This window comes from Streptomyces sp. NPDC056161 (assembly GCF_042268025.1).
Classification (GTDB): domain Bacteria; phylum Actinomycetota; class Actinomycetes; order Streptomycetales; family Streptomycetaceae; genus Streptomyces.
In genome coordinates, this window is the sequence record NZ_JBHJUV010000012.1 from 91178 (window position 1) to 111275 (window position 20098).

Genomic DNA, 20098 nt, shown 5'->3' on the forward strand with positions numbered 1-20098 from the left:
CGTGGGCCTACAGCTCGAACTGCCCGGACGTCTGCTGGATTTTGACGATCACGAACTCCGCCGGGCGGACGGGCGCGATGCCGACCAGGACGTTGACGATGCCGTTCGCGACGTCCTCGTCGGTGGTGGTGTCGCTGTCGCACTTGACGAAGTAGGCCTCGCGCGGGGTGCCGCCCTTGAAGGCGCCCTGCCGGAACAGCGTGTGCAGGAACGAGGAGGCGCTGAGCCGGATCTGCTGCCACAGGTTCTCGTCGTTGGGCTCGAACACCACCCACTGGAGGCCGCGTTGCAGGCTCTCCTCGACGTGCAGGGCGAGCCGGCGGACGGGGACGTACTTCCACTCGCTGTCGAGCGCGTCGGAGCCCTCCAGGGTGCGGGCGCCCCACACCGTCGGACCGGTCAGCGGGAAGGTGCGCAGGCAGTTGACGCCGAGCGGGTTGAGCAGTCCGCTCTCGCGGTCGGTGAGGCTGACGGCGAGGGAGTGCGCGCCGACCAGCCGGGCCTCGGTGCCGGCCGGGGCCTTCCACACGCCGCGTTCGGAGTCGGTGCGCGCGATGACGCCCGCGACCGCGCCGGACGGCGGGAAGGCGCGCAGCCGCCCGGTGAGCGGGTCGGTGAGCTGGAGGTGCGGGAAGTAGAGGGCGGCGTGGTTGCCGCGCACGGCGTCGAAGGCGGCGACTCCGGCGCGTGCCGCCTCCACGCTGACCCAGGCGCCGGGCGCGTCGACGAGCAGGAACATCCGCCGTTCCTGGCACAGCCGCTGGGCGGCGGAGACGACGGTGACGGCGTCCTCGGTGTTCTCGTACGCCGCGAGTTCGGGCAGGACGAGCAGGTTGACGTCGGCGACGTCGCGCAGCGCCTGGATGCCGGTCTTGTCGGCCTCGGAGCCGATGAGGTCGCGCGGTCCGGGGGCCTCGCCGTCCTCGCCGCCGGCCAGCGGGAACACCGGCGGGTTGACGGAGGCTTCCAGGCCGAGGTCGTTGGCGCACTCGCCGAGGAAGCGGACGACGTCCTCGGGGTCGGTGGAGCCCGCGACCACCTGGACGCGGCGGCCGAAGGGGGTGACCTCGACGCCCGCGAAGGCGTGCTTGCCGGGAGCGTCGGGCAGGGCGCGCAGCTTGCGCTCAAGGAGCAGGGCGAGGCCGGTCACAGAGGACGGGGCCTCGCCGTCGGAGTCGGGGTCGTGGAGGGTGAACTCGCGCTCCACGTCGCCGATCTTGACGGTCAGGTCCACGGCCAGGTCGGGCAGGTCGTACCCGAAGGGCTTGGAGACGGTCCCGGACGGGTCGGGGCGGCCCTCGCCGACGGCCTCGACGCGGATCAGCCGGGAGCCGGCGCCCACGACGGTCTGCACGAAGCGGCCGCTCGCCGGGTCCATGGACAGGCCGGTGAAGCTCTCCCTGGCCTCGCCCCTGGCGTCGTAGACGCGCAGGTTGAAGGTGTCGTCGGGGCAGGGCGTGTCGTGGTCGACGGCGACCCGCAGGCCGTTGCCCCAGCTGCCGGGCTCCTTGGCGTGCACGTCGAGGACCTTGGTCTCGCTGCGGCCCTCGGTGGACTTGAGGGTGACGCAGGCGGCCTTGCCGCTGCGCGCCTTGGTGACCCGCACGACGACGGCGACCGTGCCGCCGTTGCCGAAGAACTGGTGGACCGCGTAGCCGACGGCGCTGCGTGCGCTCAGTCCGCCGAAGCGGCGCTCGAACTCCGCGAAGCTGGTGACGCGTACCGGCTCGTTCAGCGGACCGCGCCGGGTGTGGCCCACGAAAGCGGTCACCGACGTGGTCAGGGTCGAGATGGTGCGGGTGCTGCTGGGAAGTTCTTCGACGTAGACGCCGGGATACGTCGGCTTGGCGGCGTTCACCGCGCTCATCGGCTCCCCCTCCTATCCCTGTCTCGGGCACCGGTCATAGGCACCAGGAGGCAGAGAGCGGAGGAGCAAGTTCGGATGGTGCGCTTGTCGAGCCGCGCGCCGAGCACGACGGCAGCCGAGCGCACCGCATCAAGTTCCCCCGTCGTCGCCCGGACGGTTCGGTTGTCCGGGCCAAGCAGCACAGCTTGTGACTCCTGATGCTCAGGTGCTCGAACCACCTTCGTTCGTGTGCGGTTGACTGAACAAGGCGCGTTCCGGCCACCTGGCGAAAAGGTTTCGTGAAGGTCAAGTTCCCGTTACCACCACATCACTTCCGCGCGCCACCGACAGGGAGCACACAGCTTCTGCACAGTCGGGGCCCTGGCTTCACTCGATCGAGTCATACCGAGGCCGCCGGCCTCGGGTCGGTAAGCGATTGCTCCGTGGCCGGATCCACCGGGTGCCCGGTCGGGACCGGGTCCGGCGGACGGAGGGGGCGTTGTCAGTGGCCTGTCCTAATGTTCCCGTCACTTGATCGATGCGGTGCGGGAGGCACACATGGGGTGGGTGACGGCGGGCGACTAAGAGGTCGCCCTCGACGGCGGGAAGGTGGTGTGCCGCAACGCGGCCGGACGGCGGCTGAAGTCGGTTCCGGCCAAGCTCGCGGACGATCCCGCGGTCGCCGGGCTGCGGCAGCTCGCCGGCTGGTTGGAGCGGCACGAACAGCGCTGCCTGGCCGACGTGGAGCGGCGGATGGTGCGCTCGCTGCCGGTGCCGCTCGCCGTCGTCACCGGGGTGTGGGCGGACCCGGCCTGGCGGTCCGCGCTGCGCGACGTCGTCGTCACCGGGGCCGACGGCGAGGTCGTGGGCTTCCTTCGGGACGCCGACGCCGAACACGGGCTCGGCCTCGTCGACCTCGACGGGGACACCGTGCGCATCACCCCCGAACTGGTCCGCGTCCCGCACCCCGTGCTCCTCGACGACCTGGAGGAGCTGCGGGAGTTCGCCGCGGAGGCCGACCGTGCGCTGTGCGCCGCGGCCTGGGGCGCGGGGCACCGCTCCCCCGCACCGGCGGCCGGGGGCGGTGCCGGTGCGGGGCCGGAGTGAACCGGTCGGGACCAGTTGCGAAACCGTCAGGAGTGGTCGGCGCAGCAGGGTGTGGGGTTGGGCACCTCGAAGGGGGCGAGTGTTCCGCCCGCGGCCGGGACCAGGGCGAGGGTCAGCCGACCGTCCCGCCACTCGGGCCGTACGTGGTCCTGGGTCACCACCGGAGTCCGGGGATCCGGCTCGGCGGCGAAGGGCGCGCCGACCACGACGACCCGTTCGATGGCCGACGTGGCCAGCAGGTCGGCCAGGGTGACGGTGCCGGTGAGGCGGTCCGCACCGGGATAGAGCACGGCCCGCCCGCCGCTGCGCCGGACGTGTTCGGCCACGGCCGCCTCCGCCGTGCGGGCGGCCGGTACCGGACCGTGCGTGCGGTCGCCGAGCACGGCGCCCAGGTCGGGCTCCGGGTCGGCGAGGCCGGTCAGCCGCTGCCACACCGTCCCGGCCGCCGCCTCGTCGGGCAGGGCGAACGAGACGGTGGTGCCCCGCCGGTCGGCGGTGCGGACCAGATGGGTGCAGGCGATGGTGCCGTCCGGCAGCCCGAGACCGTCCGCCAGCCGGTGGACGAGGTGATCCGCCTCGCGCAGGCTGACCGTGCCGGCGTCCACCCCGATGACGGAGCGGACGCCGGGCACGTGGTGCGATGCCGTCATGCGGGAAGGACCCACATCGGGTTGGAGTAGAACCAGAGGTCCTTCCACGGGTCGGCGTCGCCGAGGACGTCCATGGCCGGGCCCGCCGGGTCCACGGCGGCGCCGTTCAGGCCGACCGCGGAGCGGTTGCCGTCGGTGCCGCGCAGCCGCACGTACACCGGCTTGTCCACCCGGCCGAGGGAGTAGGTCAGCCGGACGGAACCGGTCGACTTGTTCACCTCGAAGGACTTCACGACCTTCGTGTTCGGGGTGGCGAAGGCGTCCTTGTCCGCGACCCGTCCGGTGACGTCGCCCTGGATGACGTCCACCCGGGCCAGCGTGGGCACGAACTGCGACCAGTTGGGGCCGCCCGCCAGGCTGATCTCGATGACCAGGTCGACCTGGTTGCCCCGGCGCACGTACAGGGAGTCGCCGAGCGTGACCGACTTGGACCCGGAGCGCAGCTGCGCGTTCAGGCCGCTGATCAGGCCGCCGTGGTCGACCCAGACGCGGCCGGCCCGGATGCCGTCCATGACCGCCTGGTACGAGAAGGAGGAGGCACCGACGTGGGTGCGGGAGTACTGGCCCGGCCAGTAGTCGCCGTCCGTCAGGTTCAGACCGCCGCCGTAGACCGGGTCCTCGTAGCGGCCGTTGGCCTCGAAGTTGCTGTTCGGGCCGCGCACGGCACTGTCGGCGTACACGTTGTGGGAGTCGGAGTTGGCGGTGATCCACCAGGGCTTGCCCTCGGCGAGCAGGCTGTCCCACAGGCCGCCGACGGTGGCGGTCATCCAGTCGAAGCCGCCCCAGGTGCGGTAGCTCTCCAGCGGGTAGCCGGCGAACGAGTCGGCGCCGGGGCTGCCGTCGTAGTAGCCGCGGCCGCCGCCCGGACCCTGCGGCTTCGGCAGACCGGCGGCCTGGTGGCCGGGGGCACCCTCCATGCCGACGGCGATGGCGGGTGCGGCGTCGCGCCAGCCGCGGATCTCGTGCGGGGAGTCGATGCCCTTGCGGGCCGGGTGGTTGGCCAGGAAGAGGGCGTCCTTGACCTTGCGGCGGCGCACCTGGTCGGCGAGGAAGTTGATGCCCGCGATGGCCAGCGCCTCGTTGGCCGGGGTGTTCGCGGTGGCCTTCTTGACCGAGCCGTCGAAGGAGTTCTCGAACTCCTTCAGCACGGCGACCTCGTTCTTGCCCGGGTGGACGAAGACCGTGCCGTGCTCGGCGGCGGGGATGTTCCACTCCAGGCCCTGGAAGACCAGGGTGTCGCCGATCTTGTCGCGGGCCGCGACGATGTCGGGGTTGACCTTCTCCACACCGATCTTGGCGTGCGTCTCGCTGCCGTGGTCGGTGATCACCATCCAGTCCAGGCCGTGCGCGTTGCCCTGGCGGACGTGGTCGATGACGCGGTACTTGGCGTCGTTGCTGTGCTGGGTGTGGATGTGGTGGTCGCCGGCGAGCCACAGGTAGCCGCCGGAACGGGAGCCGTGCGACGCGTTCGCCGCCGTGGCCGGGGACGCGGCCGCCTGGCCCGCGCCGCCGAGGACGCTGCCGGCCGCCAGGCCGGCGCCGAGCAGTCCGGTGCGGCGGAGCATGGAGCGCCGGGACAGCTGGCTGGGCGTCAACTCCGCGTCGGGCACCGACAGGTCGAGCGCGGGCGGCAGGGACGTGGTCTCGTCGCCCCCGTGGTGATGGTGGTGGTGACCGTGGTCGTGTCTGTGGCCGTGGCCCATTTCAACTCCCGCTGACAACAGGGACGTACACGCTTGGGACGTGTGGAGTCTGCAAAGCCCTGGTAAACGGCGGGAATCAAGGCAATGGTGTGGCAAAGAAGGCCGGATGTGCAGCGGGCGTCGGCGCCCGCCCGGAGCTGCGCCGACGCCTCTCGCACCGGCGGGTCCGGCCGATCCCGCACTACGGGCCGCACCGCCGGCCGACCGACCGGCCGCCCTCACATCGTTTTCGGCCATCGGCATCACCGGGCGGGCCGTGCAGGACCGTCCGGTACGGCACGGGAACGCCAGTCAGCCCGAGACGATCCCGACGACCAGGTTGATCACGGTGGCCAGGATGCTGGTGCCGAAGACGTACGACAGCAGGCAGTGCCGCAGCGCCACCGCACGGATCGTCGAGCTCGACACACTGGTGTCGGAGACCTGGTAGGTCATGCCGAGGTTGTAGCTGAAGTACAGGAAGTCCCGGTACGCCGGCGGCTCGTCCGAGTTGAAGTCGATGCCGCCGGACGCCGTGCAGTAGAGGTAGGCGTAGCGCGTCGCGTACATCAGGTGCAGGGCCGCCCAGGCCATGAAGACCCCGCCGAGCGCGGCGACCGCGGCGGCATGGCCGTCGGCCGACTTGCCGAACGCCAGCAGCAGCACGATGCCGAGCAGCCCGCACAGGGCGGCCACGACCACGACGAGTTCCTCCAGGACCGGGCGGAAGTCCTCGCGGCGGATGTTGCGGTGGGTCTCCTCGGCGTCCAGGGGCCACAGCACGATCCAGCCCACCACCACGAAGAACGTCTCCGTCGCCGCGATGCCGGCGAGAAGCCCGAGCGGCAGGTCGGTCGGCAGCCCGACGGCCACGCCGACGACCGCGCCGCCGGCCGTCGATCCGAACAGCCGGGAGACCGCCGAGAGCGGCAACCGTGCACCCATGGGCCGCAACAGTAGCGGCCGGGGCGCCGCCCCGAGGGCAGCCGGGGCCGTGCGGCGGAAGGCACACCCGGGTACGGACGGATGCCGTCCGGCGCTCGTCGGGCAGCGGCGCGGGCAGGTCCGCCATCCGAATGCCGGACGCGACCGGACGCGACGGCGGCCCGCCCCGTAGGCTGGCCCGTGCAGCTGGTTCGCCCCCGTCAGCCGGACGGGGCGCGTCGTAAGAGGGAACCCGGTGGAAATCCGGGACTGCCCCGCAGCGGTGAGCGGGAACGACCGCCGTCATACGCACTGGGCCCGATGTACCGGGCCTGGGAAGCGACGGCCAGTAGGAGTCTCGTACGGCTCTGTGCTTCGTACGGACGAGACGTGCCCGCGAGTCCGAAGACCTGCCCGTTGCCCGCGCGCGAACCACTCGTGCGCGGACATCCCGGTGACCCCGAGGGCGGGTCGGGGACGCCTCCGGACACCGTCCGGGGAGTGAGGCCAGGCGGACGAACACACGCTGCCACGCGTGATCGTGCCGTCCCCTCCGGCACCCCTTCGCGCTCTCGTCCCGTCGCCGGGACCTCAGGGAATCGTCTCGCGAAGGAGATCTCCGTGACCACCGAGCCCACAGCCGGGGGCGCACGCGCCACCGTGTACGGCTACCCGCGTCAGGGACAGCACCGGGAACTGAAGAAGGCCGTCGAGGGCTACTGGGCGGGCCGCGTCGGCGCCGACGCGCTGCGCGCCACCGCCGCCGGACTGCGCCGGGCCACCTGGCGGCAGCTCGCCGAGGCCGGCATCCACGAAGTGCCCACCGGTGACTTCTCGTACTACGACCACGTCCTGGACACCACGGTCATGGTCGGCGCGGTCCCGGACCGCCACCGGGCCGCCGTCGCGGCGGACGCGTTGGACGGCTACTTCGCCATGGCCCGTGGCACCCAGGACCTGGCGCCGCTGGAGATGACCAAATGGTTTGACACCAACTACCATTACCTCGTACCGGAGTTGGGCCCGGACACGGTGTTCGCGGCGGACTCGGCCAAGCAGGTCGCGGAGCTGACGGAGGCCCTCGCCCTGGGCCTCGCGGCCCGGCCGGTGCTGGTCGGCCCCGTCACCTACCTGCTGCTGGCCAAGCCCGCGCCGGGTGTCGCGGCGGACTTCGATCCGCTGACCCTCCTCGACCGGCTGCTGCCGGTGTACGCGGAGGTCCTGGCCGACCTGCGGGCGGCCGGCGCCGAGTGGGTGCAGCTCGACGAGCCCGCCCTCGTCCAGGACCGCACGCCGGCCGAACTCGGCGCCGTCGCACGTGCCTACCGTGCCCTCGGTGGTCGCACCGACCGGCCGAAACTGCTGGTCGCCTCCTACTTCGACCGGCTCGGCGAGGCCCTGCCCGTGCTGGCCGACGCGCCGGTCGACGGGCTCGCGCTGGACTTCACCGGGCGCGGGGCCGCTCAGCTCGACGCGCTGGCCGCCGTCGGCGGACTGCCCGGCAGGCGCCTGGTCGCCGGCGTCGTCGACGGCCGCAACATCTGGGTCAACGACCTGGCGGCGTCCCTCGCCACGCTCGGCACGCTGCTCGGTCTGGCCGGCCGGGTCGATGTGGCGCCCTCCTGCTCCCTGCTGCACGTCCCGCTCGACGCGTCGGTCGAGCGGGACATCGAACCGCAGCTCCTGCGCTGGCTGTCCTTCGCCCGTCAGAAGACCGCGGAGGTGGTGACGCTGGCCCGCGGCCTCGCCCACGGCACGGCGGCCATCACCGCCGAACTGGCCGCCAACCGCGCCGACCTCGCCTCCCGGGCGGCCTCGCCCCTCACCCGCGACCCGGCCGTGCGCGCCCGCACGGCGGCGGTCACCGGGGCCGACGCCCGCCGTGACCAGCCGTATCCGGTGCGGGCGGCGGCCCAGCGCGCCCGCCTCGGCCTGCCGTTGCTGCCGACCACCACCATCGGCTCCTTCCCGCAGACCGCCGACCTGCGCACCGCCCGCGCCGACCTGCGGACCGGCCGGATCGACGACGCCGGCTACGAGGAGCGGATCAAGGCCGAGATCCGGGAGGTGATCGCCTTCCAGGAGAAGACCGGCCTGGACGTCCTCGTCCACGGCGAGGCCGAACGCGACGACATGGTCCAGTACTTCGCCGAACGGCTCACCGGATATCTCGCCACCCGGCACGGGTGGGTCCAGTCCTACGGCACCCGCTACGTCCGCCCGCCGATCCTGGCCGGTGACATCTCCCGCCCGGACCCCATGACCGTGCGTTGGACCGCCTACGCGCAGTCCCTGACCGACCGTCCCGTCAAGGGCATGCTCACCGGCCCGGTCACCATGCTCGCCTGGTCCTTCGTCCGGGACGACCAACCGCTCGCCGACACCGGCCGGCAGGTCGCCCTCGCCCTGCGCGACGAGGTCGGCGACCTGGAGACGGCCGGTACCCCGGTGATCCAGGTCGACGAGCCCGCCCTGCGCGAGACCCTGCCGCTGCGGGCCGCCGACCGGGCCGCCTATCTGGACTGGGCGACCGAGGCGTTCCGGCTCACCACCGGCGGGGTGGGCCCGGACACCCAGGTGCACACCCACATGTGCTACGCGGAGTTCGGTGACATCGTGCAGGCCATCGACGACCTCGACGCCGATGTGATCAGTCTGGAGGCGGCCCGCTCGCGCATGCAGGTCGCGCGTGAGCTGGCCGCCCACGACTACCCGCGCGAGGCCGGACCCGGCGTGTACGACATCCACTCCCCGCGCGTCCCGAGCGCCGAGGAGACCGCCGAACTCCTGCGCGACGGCCTGCGGGCCATCCCCGCCGAGCGGCTGTGGGTCAATCCCGACTGCGGTCTGAAGACCCGTGGCTGGCCGGAGACCCGCGCCTCGTTGGAGAACCTGGTCGCCGCCGCCCGCGCCGTCCGGGGTGAGCCGGCCACGTCCTGACCGGCGGTGCCCGGTCCGGGCCGGGGCGGGGCGTCGTGCCTCACCCCGGTCCGTCGGCCGCTTCGCCGGGCGGGTTCCCGGCCGAGATCCACTCGTGGACGAGGCTCGGGGACAGGCCGCCGTCGGCGGCTATGACGCGCTCGGGCACGCCGCTCAGCCAGGCGAGGAGCACGGCCCTGCGCAGTTCGGCCGCGCGGGTGGCGAGGCCGGCCCGGTAGGCGCCCGCGGAGCCGACGACGAGCTTCGGGGCGTCCTCCGCCAGGCGCCGGGCAGCCTTGCGGACGGTGCGTCGTGCGCTCAGTGTGTCGAGGTCGTTCATGCCGCTCTCGCCTCCCGTCGTTCCCGTTCCGTGCCGAGAGAACTCCGTTCCGTGTCGAGGGGATCGTGGTCCGTGTCGAGGGGGCCACGGCGTGTGTCCAGGGGGCCGTGGTCCGTGTCGAGGGGGCTGTGGTCCGTGTCGAGGGGGCTGTGGTCCAGGTGCCAGTGCAGGTCCCGTACGCCGGGCTCCAGGGAGAGCCGGGCGATGAGCCGCTCCAGGCTGCGCGCGGGGTCGCCGGTGACGCAGACACCGGCGCGCAGCGCGGTGGTGTCCTCGCCGTCGCGCAGCACCCGCAGCCCGGTGGGGGCCAGCCCGTCCCCGGTGAGGGCCTGGGTGAGCAGCGCGCGGACGTGGGTCTCGTCGGCGCGGTCGCAGACCAGGTGGACGCTTGCGCGCACACCCTCGGTGTCGGGGTCGCGCTGCGGCAGCCGGTCGATCAGCCGGCCGGCCGGACGCAGCATCAGGTGGACGCCGAGGACGACGGCCGTACCGATCGCGCACAGCGCCAGCCGACCGGACGCGGCCAGCACGCCGACGGCGGCCGAACACCACAGCGTGGCGGCCGTGTTGAGGCCGCGGACGCCGCCGCCCTGGCGCAGGATGACTCCGGCGCCGAGGAAGCCGATGCCGGACACGACGTAGGACGCGACCCGGGTGGGGCTGCCGGTGTCGCCGACGGCCACGCTGTAGAGGACGAACAGCGTGGCCCCGGCGGCCACGAGCGCGTTGGTGCGCAGTCCTGCCATGCGGGCGCGCCACTGGCGCTCGACGCCGATCAGGGCGCCGCAGCTGACGCCCACCGCGAGCCGCAGCAGGAATTCGAAAGTGGTCAGGTTCGCCATGGGAACCTCCCCTCCCCCGTCGCGACGGGGCAGGTCGAGGGCATGGCAGCCGCCGGTGCGGGGCGGGGGGCTACCGGATGCCCGAGGAGCGGGGGGACATGGGAATGCGGGGCCCGGTATGGCCGGGACTGCTACTACCGCTGCTGCGATCCATGTCGCTCACCTCCTCCTCGGTCGGCGGCGCCCGGTCCTCCCGGGCGTCCGGCACTCCTCTATATTTGCACAGCGACGCAAATTCTGCCCGTCCTTGCCGCAGATCGCGCCGGGTGCCCCACCCGGGTCGCCGCATCGCGGGCCGGGGCGCGGTGATGGGGGGAGGCGACGGCGGCGGCCGGGAACTGCGGCACACGGTCCGGCCCGGTCAGGTCAGGTCAGGTCAGGTCAGGTCAGGTCAGGTCAGGTCGCCAGGATGGCGTGGAGGTGGATCGCGCCACCGGTCGTCGCTTTCAGGGGCGTGTGGCGTGGGGTGAGTCCGTGACGGGCGGGCAGGCCGGCCGCGGTCATTCCTCGCGGGGCCTGCTGATCCGCCCGCCGAGTCCGACGTTCGCCCGCAGCCAGGCGGCGAGCGCCTCGGTGAGTCCGTCCGAGCGCTCGGCCTCGTCACCCTTGCGCATCACCATGACCCGCTCGACGGCCTGCCGGTGGTAGTCGCGCACCACGGCGGCGGCCCGCGCCGGATCCCGGGTGGCGACGGCCTCCACGATCTCCAACCGGGCGGGCTGCAAGCGCCCCGCGACCCGGCCCCAGTCACCGCCCTCGCCGCCGGACATCTTGACCGCGAGCCCGATCTGCACCTCGGAGATGAACCGGCACAGTGCGGCGAGCAGCGGGTTGTGCGAGATGTCGGCGAGGGTGGCGAAGAACCGCTGCAACGCCGCGGCGGACTCCTCCACGCTCTCCGCCTCGGTGATCCGCCCGGCCGCCTCGCGCAGCCCGGCGATCTCCTCGTCCGAGGCCCGCTCGGCGGCGAGTTCGGCGGCGAACGCGTTGAGCACGCCGAGCAGGCCCAGCACCTCCCGTGCGCTGACCTTCTCGACCTGGACGACGGAGGCGATGGACAGGGCGAGCAGGGTGTCGCCCTGCGCGGTGACCGTGGCCCGGCTGCCGTTACGACTGCTGACCAGACCCATCGCGGTCAGCACCCGGATCGACTCGCGGATCGTGGGACCGCTGACGTCGTACTGGGCGGCCAGTTCACGTTCGGCCGGCAGCCGCGAACCGTCCGGCAGGGCACCGCTGAGGATCTGCTCTCGCAGGTCCTCGACGATCTGGTCGGCCACCCTGCCGCGGAACACCTTCGCAGGTGTACGAGGCGTGGACATGTCACTCCCCCTGGATCCCCCGAGCCGGGAGGTGAAACGGCTCGGGACCATGACGACCTCCTCACCCTAACCTACTTAGTAGGTACCCACAAGGCACCGGGCCTCCATGTTTTCACACGCATTTGACCGATCCTGAAAAGCTCGTCACCCACCTTGACACGAACCTACCAAGAAGCTTTCTTGATGGAGCCGAGAAGGTTTCTTGGTCGAGCGATGGCACAGGCCGCGCGACAGACGGAGGCGAGCGATGAGGATCGCGCCGTACGACGAGAACGCGTTCACGACGGACCATGCGCGGGGGACGGCGCCCTGCGGTCACCTGCTGGTGGACGAGGGGGCCGGGCCGGTCGGGAACCACCGCGGCACCCACGGCCCCGACGAGGGCCTGGGCGTGCGGGCCGACCGCGACCGCGGCACCGACGACAAGGGATCCCGGGCCGAGCCCCGTGCACACAGATTCGAGACCCCCGAGAACCCCCAAAACCTCTAAAACCCCTAAAACCCCAGGAACCCCAGAAAATCGCAAGAACCCCAGGAACCCAGGAACCCAGGAACCCAGGAACCCCAGGAACCCCAAGAACCCCAAGATCGCCGAGAACGCGGGCAACGGCTGACCCCCAACCGGCCGACGCCCCGGAAAAACCGCCGCCACGACGACCGCCCGCCCCACCCCGAACCGGCCGACCGCCGGACAGACAGACAAGAAGGCTCGGGCCGTCCGACCTCCCCCGTCCCCTTCCCCTCCTTCCCCTCCTCTCCCCCTCCTTCCCCTCCTCTTCCCCTCCTCCGCACGACGCTCGCGCATGCCCGCACTCCCCGGATACGCCCCCACGCAGGCCGCTGCCGCGACAGTCCGCGGTCACGGCCCCCCACACCCGCAAGGCCCGCGCACCCGCACCCGGATACACCTCGCAAGCCGACAGATCGCAGGAGCCGCAGCCGGCAGCAGTGAGCCGCAGTCGGACGTCCGCCACCGCGGACACCGCACCGGGGCCGGCCCGCGAACCGCGCCGGCGCCCGCGGCTCGACCGCGCCCCGCCGGGACCTGACGGCAGCCGTCGGCGGCTGGACCTGCAACGCCACGAGACAAGGGATCTGACATGTACAGAAGCAACGGCGCTTCACCGACAGCTCCGACCGGCATCCGCGCCAGGCGGGCCGGCGGGATGGCCACGGCGATCGCGCTGACCGCGGCCGCCGGCTGCTCCGCGAGCGCCGCCCCGGGCAAGGGCGAGGCCATCACCATCTCCGTCTCCATCGCGGCGCCCGCCAACGCCCCGGTCTTCCTCGCCGACGAACTGGGCTACTTCAAGGACGAGGGACTCGACGTCAAGCTGCAGACCATCGCCAACGCCAGCCTCCAGATCGCCACCGGCAAGGTGCAGTTCGGCGCCGTCAACACCTCCACGGTGATGCAGGCCGCGGCGCAGGACATCAAGCTCCAGGAGATCTGTGTGACGCAGGTGGACCCCTCGTACATCCTCGCTGTGAGCGATGTGGCGTGGAAGCGGAACGGCATGGACGAGTCCATGTCGCTCAAGGAGCAGCTGACGGCGCTGAAGGGCGAGAACATCACGGCGATCGGCGGCCGTACGGTCAACCCCGGCGCCAAGCTGCTGGAGAGCCTGCTGCAGAAGGAGGGGCTCCCGAAGGACTGGATCGGCGTGCTCTCACAGGCCAACACCGCGGCTTCCACGGCCGCGTTCCAGAAGGGCCAGGTGGGTCTGGTCTTCCAGCCGCAGCCGATCCCCGACCAGGTGCTGTCCGTGGCGCCCGGCAAGATCATCTACGACACCGGGTCCTCCGACCTGTTCTCCGAACTGGACGACGTCGCCTGGTCGGGCATCGGCGCCTCGACGTCGTACGCCGCCGACCATCCCGAGGTCAGCAAGAAGGTCTGCAACGCGATCGGCCGGGCCAACGACTATCTCGACCAGCACCCCGAGGACGCCGCGAAGACCCTGCACAACGACATGGACTCGTTCGACGAGAAGGTCCTCGCGGACAGCATGGGCACCTACAAGTGGGCCAAGGGCGCGGACATGAGCGAGGAGCAGTTCGGCAAGAGCATCGAAGTCCTCGCGGGCCTCGGGATGTTCGAGAAGCCGTCCGCGGACGTGCTCCAGAGGGCTTACACGGCGGACTACCAGAAGTGACGAGGCGGGCAGAGATGAAACAGGACATCGGCACCGAGCGGCCCGCGGTGATCCTCGGGGATCTCTCGCACCGGTTCGTGACCCCGGACGGCAAGATGATGGACGTCCTGCGGGACGTCTCCGTGACGATCCGGGAGAAGGAGTTCTTCACCGTCGTCGGCCCCAGCGGGTGCGGCAAGAGCACCCTGCTGAACATCGCGTCCGGTCTGCTCCAGCCGACCGCCGGGACCGTCCGCCGGCTCAAGGGCGACCGGGAGCTGGAGAAGCTGGAGATCGGATACATCACCCAGGACTCCAACCTCTTCCCGTGGTGCACGGTGCTGGAGAACGTGGCGATGCCACTGGAGATCCGCAAGGTCGCGAAGCCGGAGCGGATCGAACGGGCCCGGGAGTGGATCAAGACAGTCGGGCTTGACGGGTTCGAGAACCACTATCCCCGGCAGTTGTCCGGCGGCATGCAGAAACGCTGCTCCATCGCGCGCACCATGGTCTACGAGCCCGAAGTACTGCTCATGGACGAGCCCTTCGGCGCGCTCGACGCGATCACCAAGACGACGATGCAGAAGACCGTGCTGGACCTGTGGCAGCGGCGGCAGACGTCGGTGGTCTTCATCACCCACGACCTGACCGAGGCGATCGCCCTGTCCGACCGGGTCGCGGTGATGACCGGTCGTCCCGGCCGGATCCGGCGCACGGTGGACATTCCGCTCGCGCGTCCCCGTGACGTCTACAACATCACCGATCTGAAGAGTTTTCAGGAGCTGCGCCACGAGTTGTGGAGCCTGCTCGAAACCGACCTGGAGTCCTGAGGACAAGGAGGGCGCGATGACGATCGTCGACGGTCAGGAGCCAGTCGCCATGCGACGGGGGCGGGTGGTCCGGCCGAAGTCCGGCGGCCGCACGCGAGGCCGACACGGCAGGCTCGTCCTGCTCGGACAGCTCGGTGTGGTCCTGCTGATCCTGGCGCTCTGGCAGCTCGTCAGCGGGCGGCTGATCGACTACTTCCTGATCAGCAACCCGGTCGACGTGGTGGCCAAGCTGGTCGACGTCCTCGGGGACGGCGACATGCACCGGCACATCCTGGTGACCGCCCAGGAACTGGTCCTGGGCTGGGCGCTCGGCGCGTCGACCGGTGCCGTGCTGGGCTGGGCACTGGGCGCGGTAAAGATCGTGGGGGAGATCCTGGAGCCGATCCTGAACGCGATCAACGGCATTCCGAAGGTCGCGCTGGCGCCGATGTTCCTGCTCTGGTTCGGCCTGGGCATCGGCTCGAAGATCGCGATCGCCAGCATGATCGTGTTCTTCCTGGTCTTCTTCAACGTCTACTCCGGCATGCGCAACGTGCCCCAGCCGCTCGTCGAGGTGGCGCGGGCCATGGGCGCGTCCCGGTTCTACGTGGTGCGCAAGGTGGTCGTCCCGTCGGTGGCCGTACCGCTGTTCGCCGGTCTGAAGGCCGGGGTGTCGTTCGCGATGATCGGCGTCATCGCCGGCGAGTTCATCTCGGCCGACGAGGGACTCGGCTACTACTCGATGACGTCGACCCAGCAGTTCGACCCGTCGGGGCTGTTCGCCGCGCTGGTGATCATCGTGGCGATGGTGGTGCTCGCCAGCTCGATCATCGGTGTCTTCGAGCGGCGCGCGCTGAAGTGGCAGCGGGACTGAGGGACGCGCCTCGGCCCGGGTCCCGGACCGGCCCGGTGCGGCTGCCGACACCGCCGCACCGGGCCGGTTCCGGCGCTCCACGCGGACGGGGAGATCGGACCGCTGGCCACCCAGGTCGGCAGGTCGCCAGGCGACGCGCCGGTCCGCACCGCTCAGGGCCCCCGTTCACCCCGCACAACGTACGATCCGGCTGCCACACCGAGGCCGGCCTCGCTCAGGCCAAGAAGCTCAGCCGCACCTGCCGGTTCGGGTTGTCCCGGTTGGTGTCCACCAGGCACACGGACTGCCACGTGCCCAGTTCCAGGCGTCCGCCCAGCACCGGCAGGGTCGCGTGGGGAGGGACGATCGCCGGGAGGACGTGGTCGCGGCCGTGGCCGGGGCTGCCGTGGCGGTGCCGCCAGCGGTCGTCGGCGGGGAGCAGCGTGCGCAGGGCGGCCAGCAGGTCGTCGTCGCTTCCGGCGCCGGTCTCGATGACGGCGATCCCCGCGGTGGCGTGCGGCACGAAGAGGTTGAGCAGGCCGTCGCGGCCGGCCGCGGCCTCGCGCAGGAAGGTCTCGCAGTCGCCGGTGAGGTCGACGACCCGCTCCCGGGAGCCGGTGGCGACGTTCAGCACCCGAGTGGTGAAGGCATCTGGCATGCCCTCATCCTGACCCATGCGCCGGCTCCGGGTCGCCCGCCGCCCGCAGGGACCCGTCAGCCGCGCTCGGTGGCGGGGCCTCCCACCGGCCGGCCGCTGGGAAGATCCGCGCCCGCACCGCTGTTGGTACGGCCGTGGACAGCGTGCGCGAGGTCGAGACGGTCGTCATAGGCGCTGGACAGGCGGGCCTGTCCAGCGCCTATCACCTGCGGCGCACCGGCTTCGAGCCGGACCGCGACTTCGTGGTGCTGGACCACTCCCCCGCGCCCGGAGGCGCCTGGCAGTTCCGCTGGCCGTCGCTGACGTACGGCAGGGTGCACGGGATGCACTCGCTGCCGGGGATGGAGCTGACCGGCGCCGATCCGGCCCGGCCGTCGGCGGAGGTCATCGGCGGTTACTTCGACGACTACGAGCGCGCTTTCGACCTGCGGGTACGGCGGCCCGTGGACGTCCGTGCGGTACGCGAGGGGGCGGACGGCCGGCTGCTCGTCGAGACCTCTGACGGTACCTGGTCGACGCGGACGCTGATCAGTGCCACCGGCACCTGGGACCGGCCGTTCCGGCCGGTCTATCCGGGACAAGAGACCTTCCGCGGACGGCAGTTGCACACCGCGCAATACGCGGGGCCCGAGGAGTTCGCCGGGCAGCGGGTGGTCGTGGTGGGTGGCGGCGCGTCCGGCACCCAGCACCTCCTGGAGATCGCGCCGTACGCGGCGGCCACCACATGGGTCACCCGGCGGCCACCGGTCTTCCGGGAGGGGCCGTTCGACGAGGGTGCGGGCCGCTCCGCGGTCGCGTTGGTCGAGGAACGGGTCCGGCAGGGGCTGCCGCCCCGCAGCGTGGTCTCGGTCACCGGCCTGCCGCTCAACGACGCCATCCGGCAGGGGCTGCGGGACGGCGTCCTGGACCGGCAGCCGATGTTCGACCGGATCACCCCGGACGGCGTCGAGTGGCTGGACTCACCGGAACACGGTGGCGCGCGGCACGTCGACGCCGACGTCATCCTGTGGGCGACGGGATTCCGGGCCGCCCTCGACCATCTGGCGCCGCTCCGGCTGCGCGAACCCGGCGGCGGGATCCGTATCGAGGGGACCCGGGTGGCCGCCGATCCGCGGATCCACCTGGTCGGCTACGGCCCGTCGGCAAGCACCATCGGGGCCAACCGGGCGGGACGCGCGGCCGTGCGGGACATCAGGCGACTGCTGGCCACCGAGGCCGCCGCCGCGTGATGTCCCGGCCGCTCAGGTCGGTGACTGCGAGGCAGGGGACTGCGCCGCGGTCCTGTTCGGGCTCTGCTGCGGCTGACCGCTCTTGTGCTGCTGCGCGTTGAACTCCGCGACGTTGCGCTGGTGCTCCGTGTAGTCGGAGGTGAAGCGGGTGTCGCCGGGCTTGACCGTGACGAAGTACAGCCAGTCGCCGGGTGTCGGGTTGAGCGTGGCGCGCATCGCGGTCTCGCCCGGGTTGTCGATCGGCGTGGGCGGCAGGCCCATGCGCTGGTAGGAGTTGTAGGGGCTGTCGATGCGGGTGTCGTCCGAGCTGGTGCGGATCGTGTGGCGGCGCAGCGCGTAGTTGATGGTGGAGTCCATCTGGAGCGGCATGCCGCGCGCCAGCCGGTTGAGCACGACCCGGGCGACCTTCCCCATGTCGTTCCTGGTGGATGCCTCGGCCTGGACGATGCTCGCGATGGTGACCGCCTGGTAGACGTTCATCGCGTTGCGCTGCGGACCGGCCGCGGCGGGGGCGCCGTTGAACTTGTCGTTCGCGGCGTCGACCATCGTCTGGAGCAGTGACTCGGGGGTGGCGCCCTTCGCGACGGAATACGTGGCCGGGAAGAGATAGCCCTCAGGGTTGCCCTCGGCGTCGTGCGGCAGTTTGAGACCGGCCTTGCCGATGGTCTTGGCGGTGGACCCGACGGGCAGGGCGAGCACCTTGTCGACGGCTTCGTAGACCTGGCTGGCTCGCCAGCCCTCGGGGATCACCAGGCTCACGGGCTTGGGCGGCTCGTCGCCCAGGGTCAGCAGCGGCACCGCCACGGCGGTGCCGGCCACGACGGCGCCGGTCACGACAAGGACGAGCTTGCCCCGGCGCGTCAGTCGAATCGTGCTCCGTGACGGAGTGTTCATCTGCATGCGGGCACGTTAACCCGCATACACCCACAAACCTGGCATATCTTCAGCTTGTCGGTTCCAGTTGCGCATCCCGGCGGACCAGGGCCGCGTAGCGTCCGCCGAGCGCCAGCAGTTCCTCGTGCGTGCCGCGTTCGGCCACGCGCCCGGAATCCAGGACCACGATCTGGTCGGCTCCCCGGACGGTGGAGAGGCGGTGCGCGATGGTGAGGGTCGTCCGGTTGGCGGACAGGGCGTCGATGGCCTCCTGGACCGCGTGTTCGGTGCGGGTGTCCAGCGCACTGGTCGCCTCGTCGAGGATGAGGACCGGCGGGTCGCGCAGGATGGTGCGGGCGATGGCCAGCCGCTGCTTCTCCCCGCCGGAGAAGCGGTGGCCGCGCTCGCCGACGACCGTGTCGTACCCGTCGGGCAGCGCCGCGATGTGGTCGTGTATCTGGGCCGCCCTGGCCGCCGTGAACAACTCCTCTTCGGTGGCGTCCGGCTTGGCGAAGCGGAGGTTGTCGGCGACCGAGGCGTGGAAGAGGTACGTCTCCTGCGAGACGACGCCGACCGCCCGGGCGAGCGTGTCGAAGTCGAGGTCGCGCACGTCGACGCCGTCCAGGGTGACCCGGCCCCCGGTGACGTCGTAGAGCCGCGGCACCAGATAGCCGAGCGTGGACTTGCCGGCGCCGGTCGGGCCGACGATCGCCAGGCTGCCGCCCGCGGGGACGGTGACGTCGATGCCGTCCAGTACGGGGCCGTCCTTGGCCTCGTAGCGGAACTCGACCTCCTCGAACCGCACCTCGCCCTTGACCTGGTCGATGTGGACGGGCCGGTCCCGCTCGGTGATGTCGATCGGCAGGTCGAGGTATTCGAAGATGCGCTGGAAGAGAGCGAGCGAGGTCTGGATCTGGACACCGGTCGCCAGCAGGCTCACGGCCGGCCGGAAGAGGCCCTGCTGGAGCGAGACGAAGGCGACGATGGTGCCGATGGAGACCTGGGGTCCGCCCAGTTGGAGCGTCATCCCCGCGGCCCAGTAGATGACGGCCGGCATCGCGGCCATGACGATGGTGATCACGGCCATGCGCCAGCGGCCGGCCATGCTGGACCGCACCTCCAGGTCGACGAGTTGCTCGGACTCGTCAGCGAAGGACCGGGTGAGGGAGTCGGCGCGGCCCATCGTGCGGCCCAGCAGGATGCCGCTGACGGACAGCGACTCGGTGACGGTCGCGGCCATCGCGGCCATCTGCTTCTGGCGCTGGGTGGTGATCCGCTTGCGTTCGTTGCCGACGCGGCGGCCGATCCACACGAACACCGGCAGCAGGACCAGCGAGACGATGGTCAGCCGCCAGTCGAGGGCGGCCATCGCGACGATCGTGGCGACCACACCGGTCAGGTTGGACACCAGGGAGGTCGCGGTGGAGGTGACGGTGGCCTGCATGCCGCCGATGTCGTTGGCGATGCGGGACTGCACCTCGCCGGTGCGGGTGCGGGTGAAGAAGGCGAGCGACATGCGCTGGAGACGGCCGTAGACGGCGGTGCGCAGATCGTGCATGACGCGCTGGCCGACGGTCGTCGAGATCAGCGTCTGCAGCACGCCGAAGACGCTGTTGAGGACGGCGCTGAGGATCATGCCGAGCGCGAGCAGGCTCAGCAGACCGGTACGGCCCTGCGGAATCGCGACGTCAAGGGTCTCCTTCAGCAGGAACGGCGTGGCGACGGACACCAGCGACGACGCCCCGACCAGCAGGCCGACGATCGCGAGCCGCCCGCGGTAGGGGCGGAAGAGGGCCAGGATGCGGCGCACCTGCCGAGGCTGGTCCTTCGCGTCGGCAGGCGGTGTCCAGGAGGGAGTGCGGTCGGGTTGCATGGGCTCCTACGGAGGTGAGGGTGCCGGCCCGAGGAC

At 71.5% G+C, this 20098-nt stretch carries 16 protein-coding genes, 1 pseudogene and 1 riboswitch; of the genes and pseudogenes, 7 read left to right on the forward strand and 10 right to left on the reverse strand.

Annotation, left to right across the window (positions count from 1 at the left end; translation table 11 throughout):
- Nucleotides 1-7: 7 nt before the first annotated feature.
- The gene (locus tag ACFC09_RS13635; RefSeq protein ID WP_376526982.1) at nucleotides 8-1867 is read right to left on the reverse strand and encodes a phage tail sheath subtilisin-like domain-containing protein; all 1860 of its coding nucleotides are present in this window, start codon (nucleotides 1865-1867) and stop codon (nucleotides 8-10) included.
- Nucleotides 1868-2455: 588 nt separating this feature from the next.
- On the opposite strand from ACFC09_RS13635, the pseudogene ACFC09_RS13640 reads away from it, so the two are divergent.
- Nucleotides 2456-2860 (forward strand): annotated as a pseudogene (locus ACFC09_RS13640) (DUF4132 domain-containing protein); the annotation flags it as partial.
- A gap of 119 nt (nucleotides 2861-2979) precedes the next feature.
- Here ACFC09_RS13640 and ACFC09_RS13645 read toward each other — a convergent pair.
- The 3 genes from ACFC09_RS13645 to ACFC09_RS13655 form a co-directional block, all read right to left on the reverse strand.
- The gene (locus tag ACFC09_RS13645) at nucleotides 2980-3603 is read right to left on the reverse strand and encodes a hypothetical protein (RefSeq protein WP_376526984.1); all 624 of its coding nucleotides are present in this window, start codon (nucleotides 3601-3603) and stop codon (nucleotides 2980-2982) included.
- Nucleotides 3600-5306 carry a histidinol-phosphatase gene (locus ACFC09_RS13650; protein ID WP_376526986.1) on the reverse strand — a complete coding sequence of 569 codons (1707 nt, stop codon included), beginning with the start codon at nucleotides 5304-5306 and terminating at the stop codon, nucleotides 3600-3602. Before ACFC09_RS13650 ends, ACFC09_RS13645 begins: the two co-directional genes overlap by 4 nt.
- A gap of 291 nt (nucleotides 5307-5597) precedes the next feature.
- On the reverse strand, nucleotides 5598-6230 hold the full coding sequence (locus ACFC09_RS13655; RefSeq protein ID WP_376526988.1) for a DUF1345 domain-containing protein: 633 nt from the start codon (nucleotides 6228-6230) through the stop codon (nucleotides 5598-5600).
- 221 nt (nucleotides 6231-6451) lie between these two features.
- Nucleotides 6452-6621: riboswitch (cobalamin riboswitch) on the forward strand.
- 209 nt (nucleotides 6622-6830) lie between these two features.
- On the opposite strand from ACFC09_RS13655, the gene metE reads away from it, so the two are divergent.
- A complete protein-coding gene (metE, locus tag ACFC09_RS13660; RefSeq protein WP_376526990.1) occupies nucleotides 6831-9149 on the forward strand; it encodes a 5-methyltetrahydropteroyltriglutamate--homocysteine S-methyltransferase in 2319 nt (772 codons plus the stop codon).
- A 40-nt stretch (nucleotides 9150-9189) separates the two neighbouring features.
- Here the strand turns inward: metE and ACFC09_RS13665 are convergent, their stop codons facing one another.
- From ACFC09_RS13665 to ACFC09_RS13675, 3 genes are all read right to left on the reverse strand, one after another.
- Nucleotides 9190-9468: a hypothetical protein gene (locus ACFC09_RS13665; protein WP_376526992.1), complete on the reverse strand. Its 279-nt coding sequence runs from the start codon at nucleotides 9466-9468 to the stop codon at nucleotides 9190-9192.
- On the reverse strand, nucleotides 9465-10310 hold the full coding sequence (locus tag ACFC09_RS13670; protein WP_376526994.1) for an MgtC/SapB family protein: 846 nt from the start codon (nucleotides 10308-10310) through the stop codon (nucleotides 9465-9467). The genes ACFC09_RS13665 and ACFC09_RS13670 overlap by 4 nt, the downstream gene beginning before the upstream one ends.
- A 500-nt stretch (nucleotides 10311-10810) precedes the next feature.
- Nucleotides 10811-11632, reverse strand: coding sequence for a FadR/GntR family transcriptional regulator (locus tag ACFC09_RS13675; RefSeq protein WP_376526996.1), 822 nt, complete (start codon nucleotides 11630-11632; stop codon nucleotides 10811-10813).
- A gap of 247 nt (nucleotides 11633-11879) precedes the next feature.
- Between ACFC09_RS13675 and ACFC09_RS13680 the strand changes: the two genes are divergently transcribed.
- The 4 genes from ACFC09_RS13680 (at nucleotide 11880) to ACFC09_RS13695 (ending at nucleotide 15450) form a co-directional block, all read left to right on the forward strand.
- Entirely contained in the window at nucleotides 11880-12122 is a 243-nt protein-coding gene (locus tag ACFC09_RS13680; protein WP_376526998.1) for a hypothetical protein, read from the forward strand.
- 610 nt (nucleotides 12123-12732) lie between these two features.
- The gene (locus tag ACFC09_RS13685) at nucleotides 12733-13788 is read left to right on the forward strand and encodes an ABC transporter substrate-binding protein (protein WP_376527000.1); all 1056 of its coding nucleotides are present in this window, start codon (nucleotides 12733-12735) and stop codon (nucleotides 13786-13788) included.
- 14 nt (nucleotides 13789-13802) lie between these two features.
- Complete coding sequence (locus ACFC09_RS13690; protein ID WP_376527002.1) at nucleotides 13803-14597, forward strand: ABC transporter ATP-binding protein; 795 nt, start codon at nucleotides 13803-13805, stop codon at nucleotides 14595-14597.
- A 16-nt stretch (nucleotides 14598-14613) separates the two neighbouring features.
- Nucleotides 14614-15450 (forward strand): ABC transporter permease, encoded by an 837-nt coding sequence (locus ACFC09_RS13695; protein ID WP_376527004.1) that lies wholly within the window; start codon nucleotides 14614-14616, stop codon nucleotides 15448-15450.
- Between the two features lie 214 nt (nucleotides 15451-15664).
- Here ACFC09_RS13695 and ACFC09_RS13700 read toward each other — a convergent pair whose 3' ends face one another.
- A complete protein-coding gene (locus tag ACFC09_RS13700) occupies nucleotides 15665-16087 on the reverse strand; it encodes a YjbQ family protein (RefSeq protein ID WP_376527006.1) in 423 nt (140 codons plus the stop codon).
- 134 nt (nucleotides 16088-16221) lie between these two features.
- On the opposite strand from ACFC09_RS13700, the gene ACFC09_RS13705 reads away from it, so the two are divergent.
- Nucleotides 16222-17316, forward strand: coding sequence for an NAD(P)-binding domain-containing protein (locus tag ACFC09_RS13705; RefSeq protein WP_376527008.1), 1095 nt, complete (start codon nucleotides 16222-16224; stop codon nucleotides 17314-17316).
- A gap of 12 nt (nucleotides 17317-17328) precedes the next feature.
- Here ACFC09_RS13705 and mltG read toward each other — a convergent pair whose 3' ends face one another.
- Nucleotides 17329-18216 carry an endolytic transglycosylase MltG gene (gene mltG / locus ACFC09_RS13710; protein WP_376527010.1) on the reverse strand — a complete coding sequence of 296 codons (888 nt, stop codon included), beginning with the start codon at nucleotides 18214-18216 and terminating at the stop codon, nucleotides 17329-17331.
- 43 nt (nucleotides 18217-18259) lie between these two features.
- Nucleotides 18260-20062, reverse strand: coding sequence for an ABC transporter ATP-binding protein (locus ACFC09_RS13715; RefSeq protein ID WP_376527012.1), 1803 nt, complete (start codon nucleotides 20060-20062; stop codon nucleotides 18260-18262).
- Nucleotides 20063-20098 lie beyond the last annotated feature (36 nt).